This window comes from Couchioplanes caeruleus (assembly GCF_023499255.1).
GTDB lineage: Bacteria > Actinomycetota > Actinomycetes > Mycobacteriales > Micromonosporaceae > Actinoplanes > Actinoplanes caeruleus_A.
This window is the reverse complement of the sequence record NZ_CP092183.1, coordinates 7,089,370-7,106,523: the sequence shown is the minus strand read 5'-3', so window position 1 is coordinate 7,106,523 and position 17,154 is coordinate 7,089,370. Positions and strand designations below refer to the sequence as shown.

Genomic DNA, 17,154 nt, shown 5'->3' with positions numbered 1-17,154 from the left:
CCCTTGTTTGCAGTGCGGCAAGCATAGGGTTCGCCGCGGGGAAGTACTACATCCGGGAGGTATGAAATCCCCCGGGAACGAGACATGTCTCATACCGGGCCCGGGCGCCGTTCCCGAAACAGCAGGTCACTGCGCGTCGAGAAATAGTGCACGGCCGGGCACGCAAAGTAGTCGTCGATCTCGTACAACATAGTCGGGCGTCGTTCCGTCCCGTATTTGTGACCACCGATATCCCTGACCGCGCGCGGCACCGGCGGCGACGGTTCTGGCGCCGCATGCTCACCCGGCTGCTCGTGATCGTCGTGTTCTACTGCGGCACCGGTGCGGCGGTCGCCGAGGCGTACGTGGAATCCGTGCCGTTGCCGGCGGCTCCCGTCGAGCCACAGGCGTCGACGCTGTACTTCGCCGACGGGCGGACGATCCTCGCCCGGGTGGGCACCGTCGACCACAGCGACGTGCCGCTGTCGGCGGTGCCGGAGGCCGTGCGCTCGGCCGTGCTGGCCGCCGAGGACCGTGACTTCTACGACCACGGCGGTGTCTCCGTCCGCGGCGTGCTGCGCGCGGTGGTGGCCGACGCCCGCGGCAGCCGCGAGGGCGCCTCCACGATCACCCAGCAGTACGCCCGCAACGCGTTCCTCACCCAGGACGTGTCGGTCGAGCGCAAGGCGAAGGAGATGGCGCTCGCGATCCAGTTGGAGCGCAAGTACACCAAGAACCAGGTCCTCGAGCGGTATCTGAACACCATTTACTACGGCCGGGGCGCGCAGGGCATCGCGGCCGCGGCGCACGCGTACTTCGGGGTGACCCCGGACCGGCTCACCGCGGCGCAGGGCGCGGTGCTCGCCGCCGTCATCAAGGATCCGTACGGGTACGACCCCGCGAACAACGCCGAGGCGGCGCGCCGGCGGTGGAACTGGGTCGTCCGCGCGCAACGCGACCTGGGGTGGCTCAGCGGCGAGGTCACGTACCCGAAGGTGCTGCCGGCGTCGGCGAAGAACCCGGGCCCGGACGGCATGGTCATCGACCGCGTGGAGCGGGAACTGTCGGCGCACGGCGTGACCCCGCAGGCACTGCACACCCAGGGCCTGTCGGTGGTGACGACCCTGGACGCGGCTGCCCAGCGGGCCGCCGTCGCCCAGGTGAACCGGCATCTGGCCGGGCAGCCGAAGGGCCTGCGGACGGCGCTGGTGGCGGTCGACCCGAGGACCGGAGGGGTACGCGCGTACTACGGCGGCCGGCAGGGGCGGGGCTTCTTCGACGACGCCTCCGCCGCCCATCCGGCCGCGTCCACGTTCAAGCCGGTCGTGCTCGCCGCCGCCCTGCGCCGGGGGATCGGCGTGAACTCCCGCTGGGACGGCAGCTCACCGCGGATCTTCCCGGGCCGGCTGGGCGTGCCGTTGCGGAACCAGAAGGACCTGCAGTGCCCGGACTGCACGCTGAAGAAGTCCATGATGGAGTCGCTGAACACGCCGTTCTACGCGGTGACCGAGCAGATCGGCGCGACGGCGGTCCGGGACGCGGCGCACGAGCTGGGCATCTCCGAGCGCTACGCGGGTGCCCCCTCCCTCGTCGACGCGAAGGGTGATCCGCGCCCCGGCAAGACGCGCCCCGACATCGCCATCGGCCGGTACGCCGTGACCCCCGCCGACCTGGCCACCGTCTATGCCACGTTCGCCGCGGGCGGGGTACGCCACGAGCGGCACTTCGTGGAGTCGGCCACGGACGCGGGCGGCAAGCGGCTCTGGACGGCCTCGCGCAAGGCCCGTACGGTCCTCGACCCGGCGGCGGCAGCGGACGTCACGTCGGTGCTCAGCGCGACGCTGCGCGCCGACGGCGCCCGGCCGGGCCGCCCGGCGGCGGGTAAGACCGGCACCCAGCAGTGGGCGGACACCCGGGACAACCAGGACGCCTGGATGGCCGGGTACACCCCGGACCTAGCCACGGCCGTCTGGATCGGCAAGTCCCGCCCCGGCCCGATCCGGGACGCCGAGGGCAGGGCGATCGAGGGCCGGACGATCCCGGCCCGGCTGTGGCGGGACTTCACCCGGACCGCGCTCGCCGGCTCGCCGGTGGTGCCGCTGCCCGCGGCCGCCAACGTCGGGCGTACGGATGTCGGCGACGCCGGCAAGGTCCACGCGTCGGAACCGGTGCAGAAGCAGGGTGAGAAGCAGGGCCGGCAGCAGAAGCAGGCGCCGAACCTGGTCGTCGTCCGTACCGCGGGACAGGGCAAGCGGCTGGCCCTCACGTTCGACGACGGCCCGTCCGAGTACACGCCGCAGGTGCTGGAGCTGCTGGCGCGGTACGGCATCAAGGCCACCTTCTGCATGGTCGGCGAGGAGGTGCAGCGGTACCCGGAGCTGGTCCGGCGCGTCGTCGCCGAGGGTCACGAGCTGTGCAACCACTCGTGGAAGCACGACGACCTCGGGGCCGTCTCCGCGGCGGCGGCCCGCGACGACATCGAGCGGACGGACGCGGCGATCGCGGCCGCCGCGCCGGGCGTGACGGTGCCGTTCTTCCGGGCGCCGTACGGCTCGTGGGGCCACTCGGCGAAGGAGGGCGTCAAGGCCGGGCACACGCCGCTGGGCTGGGTCGTGGACCCGGACGACTGGCTGCTGCCCGGCGCGGACGTCATCGCGGAGCGCATCGAGCAGCAGCTCGCGCCGCGTGCGGTGGTGCTGGTCCACGACGGCGGCGGCGACCGGGCGCAGACGGTCGACGCGCTGCGCAAGCTCATCCCGAGGCTGAAGAGCGAGGGCTGGGCCTTCGACCTGCCGGAGCGGACGGTGGCGTCGAAGGCGCTGACAGCGTCGCCTTCGCCCTCGCCGTCAATGTCGCCCAGCCCCAGCCCGTCGGTGACGCCGTCGGGTAGTCCGGAGCCGAGTCAGTCGAACCAGGCGGAGACCCGGGCCGGGTCCACGTCGTAACCCGTCGCCCGGGCGCCGGCCCAGTTGACCCCGACCTGGACGCCGTCGTGGCCCAGGCCGGGCAGCCAGCTGCCGAGCCACTCCGGCAGCGGGATCTCGACCACCTCGAAACCCTGGTACGCCTCGATGCCGCTCACCACCCGCTGTGCCCGCGACGGCTTGGACCAGAAGGGCATGGCCCGGCTGCCGTCGCCGGCCCGGGGCGCGGGGAAGCCGCCGGCGTCCCGGATCGACCAGACCCGGCCCTCCTGGGGCACTTCGCGGCGGAACGCCGCCGTGTGGGCCGCGCTGAGCGACATGGCCGTCCCCCTCCGTGAACTTCGGTGCTGTCCCTATCGTGGCCCGTCGAGCGGTTCCAGGTGATTTGATCCGGCAAATCAGCCGAGCAGGCCGAGCCGGTGCACCAGCTTGTCGATCCGGTTCCGTGGCCCGACCAGGCTGATCGCGTGGTACGCCAGCTCCGCCGTCTCCGTCTCGCCCACCCGCTGCAGGTACTCGTCGTACACGCGGGTGCTCTGGCCGTCCGTGGGCATGTCGGCGACGAAGACGCCCAGCGACTCCACCGCCTTCGCGCGGATCTCAGCCAGCTTCGCGGCCGGCGCCCCCAGCACCGTGCAACCGGCCCAGGGCAGACCCGGGTGCACCGAGCCGCCCGCGTCCTTGGCGTCCGGCCCGATCAGCCCGGTGACCGAGGTCGCGGTCGCGGCGGCCACGCAGATCGCGGCGTTGACGGCCCGGCCGGCGGGCAACGCCTCGTCGACCACGGTCACCCACTTGAGCCGCGCCGCCCGGGTGGGCTCGTCGGTGCGGATCTCGTCCGGCTCGAAGCCGACCTGATGAATGGCACTCATGAGGCAAAAAGCTAGGCATTGCAACGGGTCAACGGCAATAGTTTCGTACTTGATTCGGATACGGTGCCGTTATGGCTGCTCTCGACGAACTTGATACGGCGATCCTGCGGGAATTGCAGGTGGATGCACGGCGTACCAACCGGGACATCGCCGCGGCGGTCGGCGTCGCGCCCACCACGGCGCTGGACCGGACGCGGGCCCTGCGTGAGCGCGGCGTCATCCGGGGCGCGAGCCTGAACGTCGACCTCGCCGCCATCGGCCGGCCCGTGCAGGCGCTGATCGCCGTACGGATCCGCCCGCCGTCGCGCCGCAACATCGAGGCGTTCCGCAACTGGGCGGCCGCGCTGCCGGACACTCTCGGCGTCTTCGTGACCTCGGGCACCGAGGACTTCCTCATCCACGTGGCGGTGCCCGACAACGACAGCCTGTATGCCTTCGTCATCGACCGGCTCACCGAGCACGCGCATGTCGCGGACGTACGGACCTCCGTGGTCTACGAGCATCTGCGCAACGACCGGATCAGCCCGCTCGCGCGAGAATGAGGCCCATGGAGATTCGTGAGGCGGCCGCCCGGGACTGGCCGGCCATCCATCCGTTCTGGTCGCGCATCGTCGAGGCGGGGGAGACGTACGCGTATCCGCTCGGGCTCGGCAGCGACGAGGCGCGGGCGCTGTGGATGGAGCGACCACCCGGCCGCACCGTGGTCGCCGTGGACGGCGGCGACGTGCTGGGCTCCGCGAAGATGGGGCCGAACAGGCCGGGCCGGGGCGCGCACATCGCCACGGCGAGCTTCATGGTGGATCCGCAGCGGCACGGTCGCGGCGTGGGCCGGGCGCTGGGCGAGCACGTCCTCGGCTGGGCGCGCGCCGAGCGCTATCACGGCATCCAGTTCAACGCCGTGGTCGAGACAAACACCGCCGCGGTGCACCTCTGGAAGTCGCTCGGCTTCGAGATCATGACCACCATCCCGGAGGCGTTCGACTCCACGTCGCACGGCCTCGTCGGATTGCACGTGATGTACCAAAAACTATAAAAAAGTCCGGTTTGCCCGTACGCTTGAGGCATGATCAAAAACCGACGGGTCGCCGTCGCCGCGGTGGCCGTGGCCGCCGGACTGGCCACGACGCTGACCGGTACGCCCGCCGAGGCGGCGGCAAGTGGACCCTCCCCGATCACCACCTGGCTGAACGCCGTGAAGCCGCACAAGCCCACCTGGGTCAACGTGCACTGGACGACCGGCAAGAAGATCTGCGACGCCGAGGTGCGGGTCGAGGGCGACAAGGTCGACGTCTCCTACCCGAGCAACACGGGCACGTACACGTCCTTCTCGCAGAGCGACTCGCTGCGCGGCGGGCACGTCGACCGGACGGCTGTGAACGTGACCGCACACTACGGCCGGACGGCTTTCGTGCCGATCGAGGCGACGATCACGTACACCAACTGCAAGAGCGACGCCGTGAAGTCGAAGACGTTCTGGCTGACGCTCCCGGTCCTCAAGGGCTACTGAGCGGCGCTCCCTACCGCGCGGCCATGATCAGCGCGGCCGGGTCGGCGCAGACCAGCCGAAGCGCCCGGGCCACCACGGCCGGGTCGTACGTCGAGGAGTGGAACGTGGCCTCGAGGTGCAGCACACCGCCCATCTCCGAGGTGGTCAGCGTGATGCCCTCGGGGCCGTTCAGCGTCGGCACGCTCTGGTTCACCCGGCCCGCCGCGTCGCCGGCCCACGGCAGGTCCGCGAGCACGTCGTGGCGGCCCTGGTTGCTGAAGGTCAGCCGGGGCCGCGGCCGGGCCGGCGCCTCCGCCGGGTACGGGTCCGGCATCCCGGGCGCCCCGGCGACGAGGATCTTGCCCTCGCGCAGCAGCATCATCGTCAGGATCCGGCCGGTCGCCAGCTCCGCCTTCAGCGTGGTGTGGATCGACCGGGGGTCGGTCAGATCCTCGGGCCTCAGGTACGGGCCCATGCAGAAGTTGCTGTCGATGCTGACGCCCTTGTCGAGGTAGCGCCGCGCGTCCGCGAGGAACGTCCCGCCGCTCAGGTCCGGGTCCAGCCCCAGATCGCGCAACGCGACCGAGAACGCGGCGAAGGTGATCGCCGAGGTCGTCACGCCCGGGGCGTGCTCGTCGCGCCACACCCGCATCCGGCCCAGCACCTCCGCCGACCGGGCCGTCTCGACGGTCAGATCCGCCGTCCACGGGCGCAGCTCCGACTCCTCCGGGTGCGGCGGCCGGGCGAAGCTCAGCCCCTGCTTCCACCGTGCCGGCTTGGTGCCGAACTGCTTCCACCACGCCTTCGGCAGCGCCCACCGGTGCCGCCGCGAGGGGGCGATCGCCGCGGCGCGCTCCTCGCCGGCCGCGCGGACCAGCTCGCGCAGCAGCGTGTTGACCGGGCCGGCGTCGCCGTACGCGTGCGCCACCTTCATCGCCACGTACCCGCCGCCGGCCAGGATGCGTACCGGGTGGTGACCGCGCGGCTCCGCCTGCAACTGCCGGGTCATCGCGTCGAAGTCGACCGGGCCGTCGCCCAGGTCGGTCACGGCCTCGCGGACGTACCCGGCGAACGCCTCCGCGTCCATGTGCAGCCAGCGCGCCCCGCTGCGGTCCAGGCGTGACACCGCCCGGTGCGTCGGGTCCGCGGCGTGCAGGCCGATCAGCGCGGCCCGCAGCCGCTCGGCGGTCACCCCGGTCAGCGGTCCGACGGTGCGGATGTACTCGAGCGGCAGCCACGCCCGCTCGTGCAGCGTGAGGCTGGTGGTGGACACGACGTCTCCTTCGGGGGCGGCGCGGGCGAAGACCACCCGCAGCACGGTCGGGGCGACCAGCACGGTCTCCAGCGCCATCACCACGGCCACCCAGGTGACCAGCTCGGTGAGGTCGCCGCGGCTGCCGCCGTACCAGGCCGCGAGCAGCTCGGCGGCCCCGGCGAAGACGGCGAAGATGCCGGCGCCGCGGACGGTGCCCTGCACGCGGGAAATCGCCAGGAAGAAATGGTGGAAGACGAACGGCACGTACGTCAGCGCCAGGATGGTGAGCGCGGCACCGGCCGACTCGGCGTAGCTCGCGCCGAACAGCGACATGATCCGGTCGGCGCCGACGGCGACCACCAGGGACACGGGCAGCCCGCCGCCGAGGCAGATGAGCAGGCCCATCCGCACCTTCGAGCGCAACGCCGCCCGGTCGCCGCTGGCCACCGCGAACAACGTCAGCGCCACGTTGCCGGGAACCATCGCCAGGAACGACAGCACCATGAAGGCGGTGTAGAAGGACGCGTTCGCCTCCGCCGACAGCACGGCGGTCACCACCAGCGGCAGCGCCGCCCGCGGCAGGTACGTCGCCAGGTTCAGCAGGTTGTGGTCGAACGTGGCCCGGCCGCGCCCGCGCAGCAGCGACGCTCTGGGGCGTACGGAATCGACCATGTTCTTGCGCCGCAGCGTGCGGCCCAGGACCGCGACCGACAGCACCATGCCGGCCACCCACGTCAGCAGCAGCACGCCGCCGTCCAGGGTGAGTGGCAGCAGCGCCAGCACCCCGAGCAGCACCAGCTTGACGACGGAGAACCAGGCGTTGCGCATGAGCTGCAGGGGACCCTGCAGGAGCCCGACCAGCGCCTCGTCCAGCACCAGCGTCATCGCGTTCAGCGCGATGCCGAAGACCAGCAGCACGGTCGCGGCGGTGCCGCCCAGCGCCTCCCGCAGGCCGGGCACCGCCCAGTGCGCGAGCCCCACATAGATCAGGCCGCCGACCGTGGCCGCGCTGCCCGCGACGAGCAGGCAGGTTGAGATCAGCTCCCACTTGCGGCCCCGCAGCGACGGCAGGTCCGAGATCAGCATGGTGCCCATGCCGAACATCCCGATCGTGCCGATCAGCGTCATCGCGGACACCGCGGCGGAGGCCTGGCCGACCGCCTCCGCCGGCGCGGTACGGGCGGCCAGCCACCAGTACGCGAACCCGAACAGCGAGGTGAGCGCCGTCGTGGCCATCAGCGAGCCGGCGTTCAGGAAGAGATCGAGGTGCCCGCGCAGGACGGCGACGAACCCGCCGCGGCCCGGCCCCTCGGGCCCGGGATCCAGGCTCTCCGGTACGGCTTCGGTAACCGAGGTCTGCTGCACAAGCAGCAACGGTAGTTACGGTCAGTGTTCGCCTGCCACGGCAAACCGGGGCACACCCGGGGTTCCGTCCGGACTGGAGAGCGGGCGCTCCGGAGGAGGGGGCCGGGACCGAACGGCCGAGGTTTGTGACGCGTGTGACCTGGGGTTATTCCTCCCAGACCGGAACCGGCGGCAGACCCCGCTCGGCGCGGGCGGCATCGGTCAGTTCCTGGATCAGCCGGGTCTTACCGCGCGTATACGCATCGCCCGGGCCGTACCGGTCCATCAGCTCCCGCTTCAGCGCGCCGTAACGGTCCCTCGCCTCCGGGTACGCCAGGAGGTGGTCGCGCAGCAGCCGCTCGTTACGCGTCGGCCAGCTCTCGGCCGTCACCACGTGCAGGTGGTACGCCGTGCTGTCGTAGTCCTCGCGCCGGTAGAACAGCCGCTCCGGCATGTCGGTCGGCTGCAGCCGGTAACCGAGGCTCTGCAGCGCGGGATCGTTGACCTCCGCCAGCTCGTCCAGCGCGGCCATCAGATCGATGACCGGTTTCGCGGCCAGGCCCGGCACGGCGGTGCTGCCGACGTGCTCGACGGCGGTGAACAGGGGCGCGAGGGTCACGCACGCCTGCCGGCCCAGCTCGGACCAGCGGTCGTCCGGCTCCGCGATGGTCACAACCAACCCACCTTCTTCAATCGGCGGTACAGCACGACCGCCGCCACGGCCATGAGAGCCAGCGCGCCGTAGTAGCCGTAGCGCAGCCGAAGCTCGGGCATGACCTCGAAGTTCATCCCGTACACCCCGGCGATGGCCGTCTGCGCCGCGGCGATGGCCGCCCACGACGCGATCTTGCGCATGTCGTTGTTCTGATCCACGGAGACCTGCGCGAGGCGGGCCTGCAGGATCGAGTTCAGCAGCTCGTCGAAGCCCGCGACCCGATCCACCGCCCGCGCGAGGCGACCCCGTACGTCCACAAGGTACGGATACAGGCCGTCCGGCACCACCCCGCGGTCGAGCAACCGCTGCAACGGCTCCTGCAGGGGCAGCACCGCGCGCTTGAACTCCACCATCTCGCGCTTCAACTGGTAGATGTGGGCGATGTCGGGCGCCTTGTCCACCGCGAACGTCGTCTCCTCCAGAGCCTCCAGGTCCCGCTCCACGTGCCCGGCGACGTCCAGGTACAGCTCCACCATCCGGTCACAGACGGCGTACGCGACGGCCCACGGCCCCTCGGCCAGCAGCGCCGGTCGCGCTTCCAGCTCTTCGCGTACGGCGGTCAGCGCACCCGCCGCCCCGTGCCGCACGGTGATCACGAACCACGGCCCCAGCAGCACGGTGACGTCACCGGTGTCGACGACCTCGCTGGTGGCAGTCAGTTCCTCGTGCTCGACGTACCGGGCCGTACGCAGCACCAGCCGCGTCACGTCCCCGAGCGTCTCGGCAACCGGCCGGTGCCCCGCGGCCGCGGCCTGCACGGCGGTCAGCTCGTGCAGCCCGAACGTCCGCGCGATCGAGGCCATGGTCGCCTCGTCGGGCTCGTGCAGCCCCAGCCACACGAACGCATCCCGCTGCCGGGCGACGGCCTTGACGGCGTCGGCGTAATGCGCGCGGCCGGACCGGCGGCCGCCCGCCTGGTAGACGGCGCAGTCCACCACGGCATCCGGATTCGATCGGCGGACCTGCCGCGGCGCCTCCGGCCGGGACCGGCTGAGCCCCTCGATGATCCGCCCCAGCGTCCGCGGAATCAGGTACGGCTCCCGCCTCCGCCAACCGAACATCCGCCCCGCTCCTCTGTTGGTTCCCGGTCGCTTTGCGCGCCCTCGGTGCTCCTGCGCGGCGCGCCCGCGTCGCCGATGATCTCCGACCGACCGTAGCGGCTGCGCGCCCGTACCGGACGGACAGCCAGGCTGTCCCGATAAGGTGTCCACCGGCCAGAATCTGACCTCAATCGGCGGGAGCCTCGAACCATGGCGAACACGAGCGCGCGGATGCTCCGGCTCCTCTCCCTGCTGCAGACCCACCGCTACTGGCCGGGCGCCGAACTCGCCGATCGCCTCGACGTCAGCCCCCGCACCCTGCGCCGCGACGTCGACCGCCTCCGGGAACTCGGTTACCCGGTCGACGCGGCGCGCGGGGTCGCCGGCGGCTACCAGCTCCAGGCCGGCGCGGCGATGCCCCCGCTGCTCCTCGACGACGAGGAAGCGGTCGCCATCGCCATCGGCCTGCGAACCGCGGCCGCGGGGGCGGTCGCCGGCTTCGAGGAGACATCGGTACGCGCCCTCGCCAAAGTCATCCAGCTCCTCCCACCCCGCCTGCGCCGCCGCATCGACGCGCTGCGCGCCATGACCGCCCCCGGCGTGCTCGGCGGCGGCCCGACCCTCGACGCCACCGTGCTCACCACGCTGGCGATGGCCTGCCGCGGGGAGGAACGGCTCCGGTTCGCGTACACGCCCCGCGACGGCGACACGGCCGACCGCCACGTCGAACCCCACCGCCTCGTCCCGCTCGGCCGCCGCTGGTACCTGATGGCGTGGGACCTCGACCGCGGCGACTGGCGCAGCTTCCGCGTCGACCGCCTGAGCGAACCGGCGATGACGGGAGCCCGCTTCCGGCCCCGGGACATCCCGGGAGGGGACCCGGTGGCGTGGCTGCGCGGACGGCTCGCCTCGGTGCCCAACCGGTACGACGTCTCGGTCGTCCTGCACAGCGACGCCGAGTCGGTACGCGCGATGGCCGGCCAGTGGGCGGCCGTGGAACCGCTGCCCGGCCCGGCGGAGAGCGCGGCCTCAGACGCGCGGCCGGTGCCCTCTGACGCGCGGCCGGTGCCCTCTGACGCGCGGCCGGCGCGCTCTGACGCGCGTCCCGCGTCGGCCGGTGTGCCGCAGGTGTCGGCCGATGTGCCGCCCGACGCGCGGCCTGGTGACGCAGCCGCCGGCTCCGGTGCGAACCCCGCCGCCCGCCCGGTCGACGGCCTTCGCCCCGAGCAAAGTTCGAGCTCCGGTGTGCCGCTGTGCCGGTTGCGGATGAGCGTCGACGACCTGAGCTGGCCGATCATGCTGCTCGGCGTGATCGGCGCCGACTTCGTCATCGAATCGCCCCCTGAGCTGCGCGACCGCCTCCGCCACACGGCCGAGGTCCTGCTGCGCGGCGCCGGAGCGCCGTGAGGTATGGACGGATCGGCGCCCCCGTGGCGCCGATCCGCACTGACGAACCTAGCGGCACCCTCCGACATTTTTCCGGCGCCGGAACTCCACAGTGGTCGGCCACCGGAAACTCGGCCGAAGATGTCGGAGGGTCGCGGCATACTGCCCGACGTGAAAGCCATGCCGCGTACCGTTCAAGATCTCGTCGAGTCGGACGAGCCGGTGAACTACCTGTTCTTCTGGGGCCACCGTCCGCAGCGGGACGGCAGCATCGGGGCGGGTTGCCTGAGTCAGTGGTGGCCGTCCCTGTTCAGCGTGGACGGCGTCCGGTTCGCCACGGCCGAGCACTACATGATGTGGCGCAAGGCGCTCCTCTTCGGCGACGAGGAAGCGGCCGGGCGCATCGTCGCCGCGAGCCATCCGCGGCAGGCGAAGATGCTGGGCCGCCGCGTCCGCGGGTTCGACGAGGAGACGTGGGCCGCCCAGCGCTACGGCATCGTCGTCGAGGCCGGCCTCGCGAAGTTCGGGCAGCGCGCCGAGCTGCGTGACTTCCTGCTCGGCACCGGCGAGCGCGTGCTGGTGGAGGCGAGCCCGACCGACCGCGTCTGGGGCATCGGCCTCGCGGCCACCGACGAGCGCGCCGCCGATCCGGCCCGGTGGCGAGGCCTCAACCTGCTCGGCTTCGCCCTGATGGAGACCCGCGTCCGGCTGAGCCGATGAGCCCGGCCGTCGGTTCACCAGCGGCGCCGGCGCCCCGCCCGGTCGCGTACGGTCGCCCACACCATCTTGCCGTCCGTGACCGGGATCGCGCCCCACGCCGTCGAGTCGGCGTGCACGACCCGGAGCCCGTGACCCCGTTCGTCGAGTGGCAGCCCCGGCTCGACCGGCGCCAGGTCGATGATCCGGGGCAGCTGCCGGGTGCGATCCCGGACGACGAGGTGCAGCGCGGTCCCGCGCCGGGAGACCGCGATGTCCATGTCCGTACGCGCGTGCTCGACGGCGTTCGCCACCAGCTCGGACATCACCGCCCGCCCGGGGTGCAGCACCGCCTGCAGGTCCCATTCGTGGCAAGCGTCGCCGACGAGGTTGCGTGCCTCGCACGGTGCCATGGGCGAGGGCGCCAGGCGCAGCCGGATGACCTCGGCCGGCGGGCAGTTCTCGGTCAGTGCCGCCCGGGCCTCCTCGGGCGTGTCCAGCACCGACTCGCAATCGGCCGATCGCAGCGCGGACGCGAGCGCCGAGTCGGGTGGGAGGCACAGTGCGAGGTGCACAGCCGGCATGGCGTCCGCTGCCGTGCCGGCGGCGGAGACCCAGGTGGGCACGCTCGCGGCCGCCGGATCGACCAGTCCGTGCAGGTCGACCACGATGCCGGCCGGGCGTTCGGCCAGGCAGTTGCGGAGCGTACGGCCGACAGCAGCCTGCAGTGCGGCCGTCCAGTGCCCCGTCACGGTGACGTCGACGAAGGATCCGTCCCGGTCCGCGGTGACTGACAGTGGTGATTCGCCGGGCTCGATCAGGTACGGAGGTTCTTCCCCCATGGCACGGCCTCCCGCCGTCGAGAACAACCGGAGTCTTCGTCCGCGGCCGCGGGAGGTCAACGGGTACCTCACTCCATCGGGGTCACCCGTTCGGCGGGATTGACATGCAGGTATATGCCTGCCTAACGTGGCGTATGGATCTGGTGTTCAAGGCACTCGCCGACCCGACCCGCCGTCACCTGCTCGACCTGCTGCGCGAGCGCAACGGCCAGACGCTGGGCGAGCTGTGCGGCCACGTCGCCATGACCCGGCAGTCGGCCACCCAGCACCTGGCCCTGCTGGAGGCGGCCAACCTGGTCAGCACGGTGCGCCGCGGGCGCGAGAAGGTCCACTACCTCAACCCGGTGCCGCTGCACGAGATGCAGGAGCGCTGGATCGACAGGTTCGAGCGCCCGCGGCTGCGGGCCCTCAGCGCCGTCAAACGCAGAGCGGAGAGCGCGATGAGCGACCGGCCCACGTACGTCTACGTCACCTACATCGAGAGCACCCCGGAGCAGGTATGGCACGCGCTGACCGACGCCGACCTGACCGCGAGCTACTGGGGGCACGCCAACGTCTCGGACTGGCAGCCCGGTTCCCGGTGGGAGCACCGGCGCACCGACGGCTCCGGCGTCGCCGACGTCGTGGGCACGGTCGTGGAGAGCCGGCCGCCCGTACGCCTGGTCACGACCTGGTCCGACCCCGCCGACCTGAGCGAGTCGTCGCAGGTCACCTTCGAGATCGAGGGGTTCCACGAGATCGTCCGGCTGACCGTGACGCACGAGAACCTGGCCACCGAGCAGGAGCACGCCGACGTGGCGAGCGGATGGCCGGCCGTGCTGTCGAATCTGAAGACGCTGCTCGAAACGGGCCGGATTTTGTCACAGGCACCATGGACGATGGACCGGTGACTGATCTCGGTGCGATCTTCCTGCCCCAGAACCCTCCCGAGCGCCTGCCCGAGGTGGCCCGCGCGGCAGACGAGGCGGGCCTCGAGCAGCTATGGCTGTGGGAGGACTCCTTCCTCGCCGGCGGCATCTCGGCGGCCGCCGCGGCGCTGGCCGTGACCACCCGGCTCAAGGTCGGCATCGGCATCCTCCCCGTGCCGTTCCGCAACGTCGCGGTGACGGCGATGGAGGTCGCGACGCTGCACCGCATGTTCGGCGACCGTCCGATCGTCGGCCTGGGCCATGGCGTCCAGGAGTGGATGGGCCAGGTCGGCGCGCGGGCGGCATCGCCGATGACTTTGCTCCGCGAATACACGACGGCGCTGAAGTCCCTGCTCAACGGCGAGGCGGTGACCACGGACGGCCGCTTCGTCCGCCTCGACGACGTCAAACTGGACTGGCCGCCGGCCGCCGCGCCCCGCGTGTTCATCGGCGGCACCGGCCCGAAGACCCTCCGCCTCGCCGGCGAGCTCGCCGACGGCACGATCCTGACCGGCAGCACCACGCCCGACACGCTCCGCGAGGCCCGGACCCACATCCAGCCGCCCGAGGGGCACGAAATCGTGGTCTTCATGCCGGCCGCCACCGGCCCCGACGCGGTCGACCGCCTGGCCCGCGACCGCGAGAAGTACGGCGCGCCGTGGCTGGGTGCCCACGGCGACGCGGCCGACATCGCCGCGGTGGTCGAGCAGATGGCGGCGGCGGGTGCGGACACGGTCATCCTCCAGCCGACGCTCGACGAGCCGTCGCCCGAGGGTTTCATCCGTTTCGTCGCAGAGGAGGTGCGCCCACTGGTGAAGTGACGCGCCGCGTGTTGCGCCCCGGCTCGGGGTTCGTGCGCGCGTCACCCTCGACACGGCATGCCGGTGCCCGGGCGTCCGCTCCGGCGGCGCCTATCTTCCGGACATGCCCATTTCGCCGTACCTGCACAGCTTGCGGGAGGTCGTCGGTCACCGGCTGCTGCTCCTGCCCGGCGTCACCGCCGTCGTGTTCGACGACGAGCAGCGGCTCCTGCTCGGTCAGCGCGCCGACAACGGCCGGTGGTCGCTCATCGCGGGGGTCATGGACCCGGGGGAGCAGCCGGCCGACACGGTCGTCCGAGAGGTGTACGAGGAGACCGCCGTCCACGTCGTCCCCGAGCGGATCACCAGCGTCTTCACCCAGCCGCCGAACACCTACCCCAACGGCGACCGCACCGAGTACGTCGACATCACGTTCCGCTGCCACGCGGTCGGCGGCCAGGCGCGGGTGAACGACGACGAGTCGCTGGCGGTGGGCTGGTTCCGCCTGGCGGACCTGCCTCCGATCGGCGACCTGACCCGCCGGCGCATCGAGTGCGCGCTCGAGCCCGGCACGGCGGCCTGGTTCGGCACCCCGGCCGGCCACCTCCACTGACCCCACGCAGGCCGGACCCCGACACCCGCGCGAGGGCCGGACGCCGAGGCCCGCGCGAGACCCGGCACCCGCGCGAGAGCCGGACGCCGAGGCCCCGCAAGGCCCGACACCCGCACGAGGGCCGGACGCCGACACCCGCGCAGCGCCCGACTCTGACGCCGGCAGGCTCAGAGACGCCGGGCCCGTACGTGGTCGTCGTGCCACACCTCGCCGACCAGGAACCGCTTGGTGCCGACGATCTCGAACCCGTGCTTCGCGTAGAACTTCGCCGCCCGTACGTTGCGCTGGTTGACGCCCAGCCAGCAGATCGCCGCCCCCGTTCCCGCGGCCGCCGCCAGGGTGTCCGTCATCAGCGTCGAGGCCACACCGGTGCCGTGGCTGTCCGCCGACACGTAGAACTTGCTGAGCTCGATGCTCACCCCGTCGCCCGCCCCCGCCACGGTCGCCGCCAGCTCCGGATCGGTGATCGCTCCGCCGATGAGCATCGCGTACCCGACAGCCTTGCCGTCCTCGTCCTCGGCGACGAGCAGGATTCTGGCGGGGTCGGCCAGGTATCGCTCGAAGCTGTCGGGGGACAGATGCTGGGAGATGAATGCCTCGATGTCGCTCTGCAGCGTCCCGGGCGGGGTCGCGAGGCCGAAGGTGCGGGCCGCGAGGTCGTGCAGCGCCGGCGCGTCGGCCGGGTCGGCGCGGCGGGTGGTGATCGCCATGCCGAGAAGAGTAACGGCGGCGTGACGCTGTTCATCGGGCCGCCCAGAAACTGGAAAGAGGGTTTAGAGTTTCCGGCGGGCCGGGGGACGGCCCCTACGAGAAGGGCGTAGTGGTGACCAGAGAACTGGGCGATGTGATTCCCGCGCCGGGCGAGGTGCGGCCCGATGCGGCCGCGGCTTTCACGGTCGACGCGGGTACGGCGATCAGCGCGGCCCCCGGCACGGAGCAGGTGGCGGCGTACCTGGCCGACGCGCTGCGTCCCGCCACGGGCTTCGAGTTCCCGGCCGGTGACGGTCCGGGGACGATCGCGCTGAGCCTCGACAGCGACCTGGCCGCGGAGGCGTACCGGCTGGAGATAGCGACGGCCGGCGTACGGCTGACCGCAGGCGCGCCGGCCGGCCTGTTCAACGCCGTCCAGACCTTGCGCCAGCTCCTGCCCGCCGAGGTGTACGCCGCGACCCCGCAGCAGGTCGCGTGGACCTTGCCGGGCGGGACGATCGTGGACGCGCCCCGGTTCGGCTACCGCGGGGCGATGCTCGACGTGGCGCGGCATTTCTTCACCGTCGCCGAGGTCAAGGCGTTCATCGACGCGGTCGTCCAGTTCAAGATCAATCACCTGCACCTGCACCTCACGGACGACCAGGGCTGGCGGATCGAGATCGACAGCTGGCCGAAGCTCACCGCGATCAGCGGCGGCGACGGCACCGGCGTGGACGGCGTCGGCCCCGGCTTCTACACGAAGGCCGACTACACCGAGATCGTCGAGTACGCCGCCACGCGCTTCGTCACGATCGTTCCGGAGATCGACATGCCGGGGCACGTCAACGCCGCGCAGGTCGCGTACCCGGAACTCACGGCCGACGGGGTCGCGCCGCCGCAGCGTACGGACGTGGAGGTCGGCTACAGCTCGCTCGTGGCCGGCAAGGACGAGACGTACGCCTTCGTGGGCGACGTCCTGCGCGAGGTCGCGGCGCTGACCCCGGGGCCGTACGTGCACATCGGCGGCGACGAGGCGCAGGCCACCACGGCCGAGGACTACCGGACGTTCATCGAGCGCGTGCTGCCGCTCGTCACCGCGTACGGGAAGAGCCCGATCGGCTGGCACGAGATGGCCACGGTCGACCTGCCACCGTCCGCTGTGACCCAGTACTGGCGCATCGAGGCGGCCGACGACGGCACCGCCCGCGCCGCCGCCACCGGTGGCAAGGTGCTGATGTCGCCGGCCGACCGGACGTACCTGGACATGAAGTACGCCGCGGACAGCCCGTTGGGGCTGGACTGGGCGGGCACGCTCGACGTCGAGAAGGCGTACGGCTGGGACCCGGCCGAACGCCTGCCCGGCGTGGGGGAGGAGTCCCTGCTCGGCGTGGAGGCGCCGCTGTGGTCGGAGACCCTGCGGAGCCTGGCCGACGTGCTCACCATGACGTTCCCGCGGCTCCCGGCGATCGCGGAGATCGGCTGGTCGCCGCGGGAGACCCACGACTGGGAGTCGTTCCGCCGCCGCCTGGGCGCCTTCGGCCCGCGCTGGCAGCAGCAGAACGTGGCCTACCACCCGTCTCCGGAGGTTCCCTGGGCGGAGTGAC

At 72.0% G+C, this 17,154-nt stretch carries 17 protein-coding genes; 10 read left to right on the top strand and 7 right to left on the bottom strand.

The window, feature by feature from the left end; translation table 11 throughout:
• The first annotated feature begins 275 nt into the window (after window positions 1-275).
• Window positions 276-2,924: a transglycosylase domain-containing protein gene (locus COUCH_RS32805; protein WP_249609051.1), complete on the top strand. Its 2,649-nt coding sequence runs from the start codon at window positions 276-278 to the stop codon at window positions 2,922-2,924.
• Here COUCH_RS32805 and COUCH_RS32800 read toward each other — a convergent pair.
• Together COUCH_RS32800 and COUCH_RS32795 are read right to left on the bottom strand one after the other, a co-directional pair.
• Window positions 2,882-3,223, bottom strand: coding sequence for a DUF2750 domain-containing protein (locus COUCH_RS32800; RefSeq protein ID WP_249609050.1), 342 nt, complete (start codon window positions 3,221-3,223; stop codon window positions 2,882-2,884). The genes COUCH_RS32805 and COUCH_RS32800 overlap by 43 nt on opposite strands.
• A gap of 78 nt (window positions 3,224-3,301) precedes the next feature.
• Complete coding sequence (locus tag COUCH_RS32795; protein ID WP_249609049.1) at window positions 3,302-3,775, bottom strand: DUF2000 domain-containing protein; 474 nt, start codon at window positions 3,773-3,775, stop codon at window positions 3,302-3,304.
• Window positions 3,776-3,846: 71 nt separating this feature from the next.
• Between COUCH_RS32795 and COUCH_RS32790 the strand changes: the two genes are divergently transcribed.
• The 3 genes from COUCH_RS32790 to COUCH_RS32780 are packed head-to-tail and all read left to right on the top strand — an operon-like array spanning window position 3,847 to window position 5,282.
• Window positions 3,847-4,317, top strand: a complete 471-nt coding sequence (locus COUCH_RS32790; RefSeq protein ID WP_249609048.1) for an Lrp/AsnC family transcriptional regulator — start codon at window positions 3,847-3,849, stop codon at window positions 4,315-4,317.
• A 5-nt stretch (window positions 4,318-4,322) separates the two neighbouring features.
• Window positions 4,323-4,808 carry a GNAT family N-acetyltransferase gene (locus COUCH_RS32785; RefSeq protein ID WP_249609047.1) on the top strand — a complete coding sequence of 162 codons (486 nt, stop codon included), beginning with the start codon at window positions 4,323-4,325 and terminating at the stop codon, window positions 4,806-4,808.
• A gap of 30 nt (window positions 4,809-4,838) precedes the next feature.
• Window positions 4,839-5,282 (top strand): hypothetical protein, encoded by a 444-nt coding sequence (locus COUCH_RS32780; protein WP_249609046.1) that lies wholly within the window; start codon window positions 4,839-4,841, stop codon window positions 5,280-5,282.
• Between the two features lie 10 nt (window positions 5,283-5,292).
• Here the strand turns inward: COUCH_RS32780 and COUCH_RS32775 are convergent, their stop codons facing one another.
• From COUCH_RS32775 to COUCH_RS32765, 3 genes are all read right to left on the bottom strand, one after another.
• The gene (locus COUCH_RS32775) at window positions 5,293-7,881 is read right to left on the bottom strand and encodes a lipopolysaccharide biosynthesis protein (protein ID WP_249609045.1); all 2,589 of its coding nucleotides are present in this window, start codon (window positions 7,879-7,881) and stop codon (window positions 5,293-5,295) included.
• A gap of 145 nt (window positions 7,882-8,026) precedes the next feature.
• A complete protein-coding gene (locus COUCH_RS32770; protein ID WP_249609044.1) occupies window positions 8,027-8,533 on the bottom strand; it encodes a GrpB family protein in 507 nt (168 codons plus the stop codon).
• On the bottom strand, window positions 8,530-9,636 hold the full coding sequence (locus tag COUCH_RS32765) for a magnesium and cobalt transport protein CorA (RefSeq protein ID WP_249609043.1): 1,107 nt from the start codon (window positions 9,634-9,636) through the stop codon (window positions 8,530-8,532). Before COUCH_RS32765 ends, COUCH_RS32770 begins: the two co-directional genes overlap by 4 nt.
• A 189-nt stretch (window positions 9,637-9,825) precedes the next feature.
• Here COUCH_RS32765 and COUCH_RS39280 point away from each other — a divergent pair, with 189 nt between their 5' ends.
• Both COUCH_RS39280 and COUCH_RS32755 read left to right on the top strand, forming a co-directional pair.
• Window positions 9,826-11,022 (top strand): WYL domain-containing protein, encoded by a 1,197-nt coding sequence (locus COUCH_RS39280; protein WP_430640842.1) that lies wholly within the window; start codon window positions 9,826-9,828, stop codon window positions 11,020-11,022.
• Window positions 11,023-11,181: 159 nt separating this feature from the next.
• Window positions 11,182-11,721 carry an NADAR family protein gene (locus COUCH_RS32755; RefSeq protein WP_249613882.1) on the top strand — a complete coding sequence of 180 codons (540 nt, stop codon included), beginning with the start codon at window positions 11,182-11,184 and terminating at the stop codon, window positions 11,719-11,721.
• 14 nt (window positions 11,722-11,735) lie between these two features.
• Here the strand turns inward: COUCH_RS32755 and COUCH_RS32750 are convergent, their stop codons facing one another.
• Entirely contained in the window at window positions 11,736-12,539 is an 804-nt protein-coding gene (locus COUCH_RS32750) for an ATP-binding protein (RefSeq protein ID WP_249609042.1), read from the bottom strand.
• A gap of 134 nt (window positions 12,540-12,673) precedes the next feature.
• On the opposite strand from COUCH_RS32750, the gene COUCH_RS32745 reads away from it, so the two are divergent.
• The 3 genes from COUCH_RS32745 to COUCH_RS32735 all read left to right on the top strand — a co-directional run bounded on the left by COUCH_RS32745 (window position 12,674) and on the right by COUCH_RS32735 (window position 14,860).
• The gene (locus tag COUCH_RS32745) at window positions 12,674-13,429 is read left to right on the top strand and encodes an ArsR/SmtB family transcription factor (protein ID WP_249609041.1); all 756 of its coding nucleotides are present in this window, start codon (window positions 12,674-12,676) and stop codon (window positions 13,427-13,429) included.
• Entirely contained in the window at window positions 13,426-14,268 is an 843-nt protein-coding gene (locus COUCH_RS32740; protein WP_249609040.1) for an LLM class flavin-dependent oxidoreductase, read from the top strand. The genes COUCH_RS32745 and COUCH_RS32740 overlap by 4 nt, the downstream gene beginning before the upstream one ends.
• A gap of 103 nt (window positions 14,269-14,371) precedes the next feature.
• Window positions 14,372-14,860, top strand: coding sequence for an NUDIX hydrolase (locus tag COUCH_RS32735; protein ID WP_249609039.1), 489 nt, complete (start codon window positions 14,372-14,374; stop codon window positions 14,858-14,860).
• A gap of 167 nt (window positions 14,861-15,027) precedes the next feature.
• On the opposite strand, the gene COUCH_RS32730 is transcribed toward COUCH_RS32735, so the two are convergent.
• Window positions 15,028-15,570, bottom strand: coding sequence for a GNAT family N-acetyltransferase (locus COUCH_RS32730; protein WP_249609038.1), 543 nt, complete (start codon window positions 15,568-15,570; stop codon window positions 15,028-15,030).
• A gap of 113 nt (window positions 15,571-15,683) precedes the next feature.
• Here COUCH_RS32730 and COUCH_RS32725 point away from each other — a divergent pair, with 113 nt between their 5' ends.
• Window positions 15,684-17,153, top strand: coding sequence for a beta-N-acetylhexosaminidase (locus COUCH_RS32725; protein WP_249609037.1), 1,470 nt, complete (start codon window positions 15,684-15,686; stop codon window positions 17,151-17,153).
• Window position 17,154 lies beyond the last annotated feature (1 nt).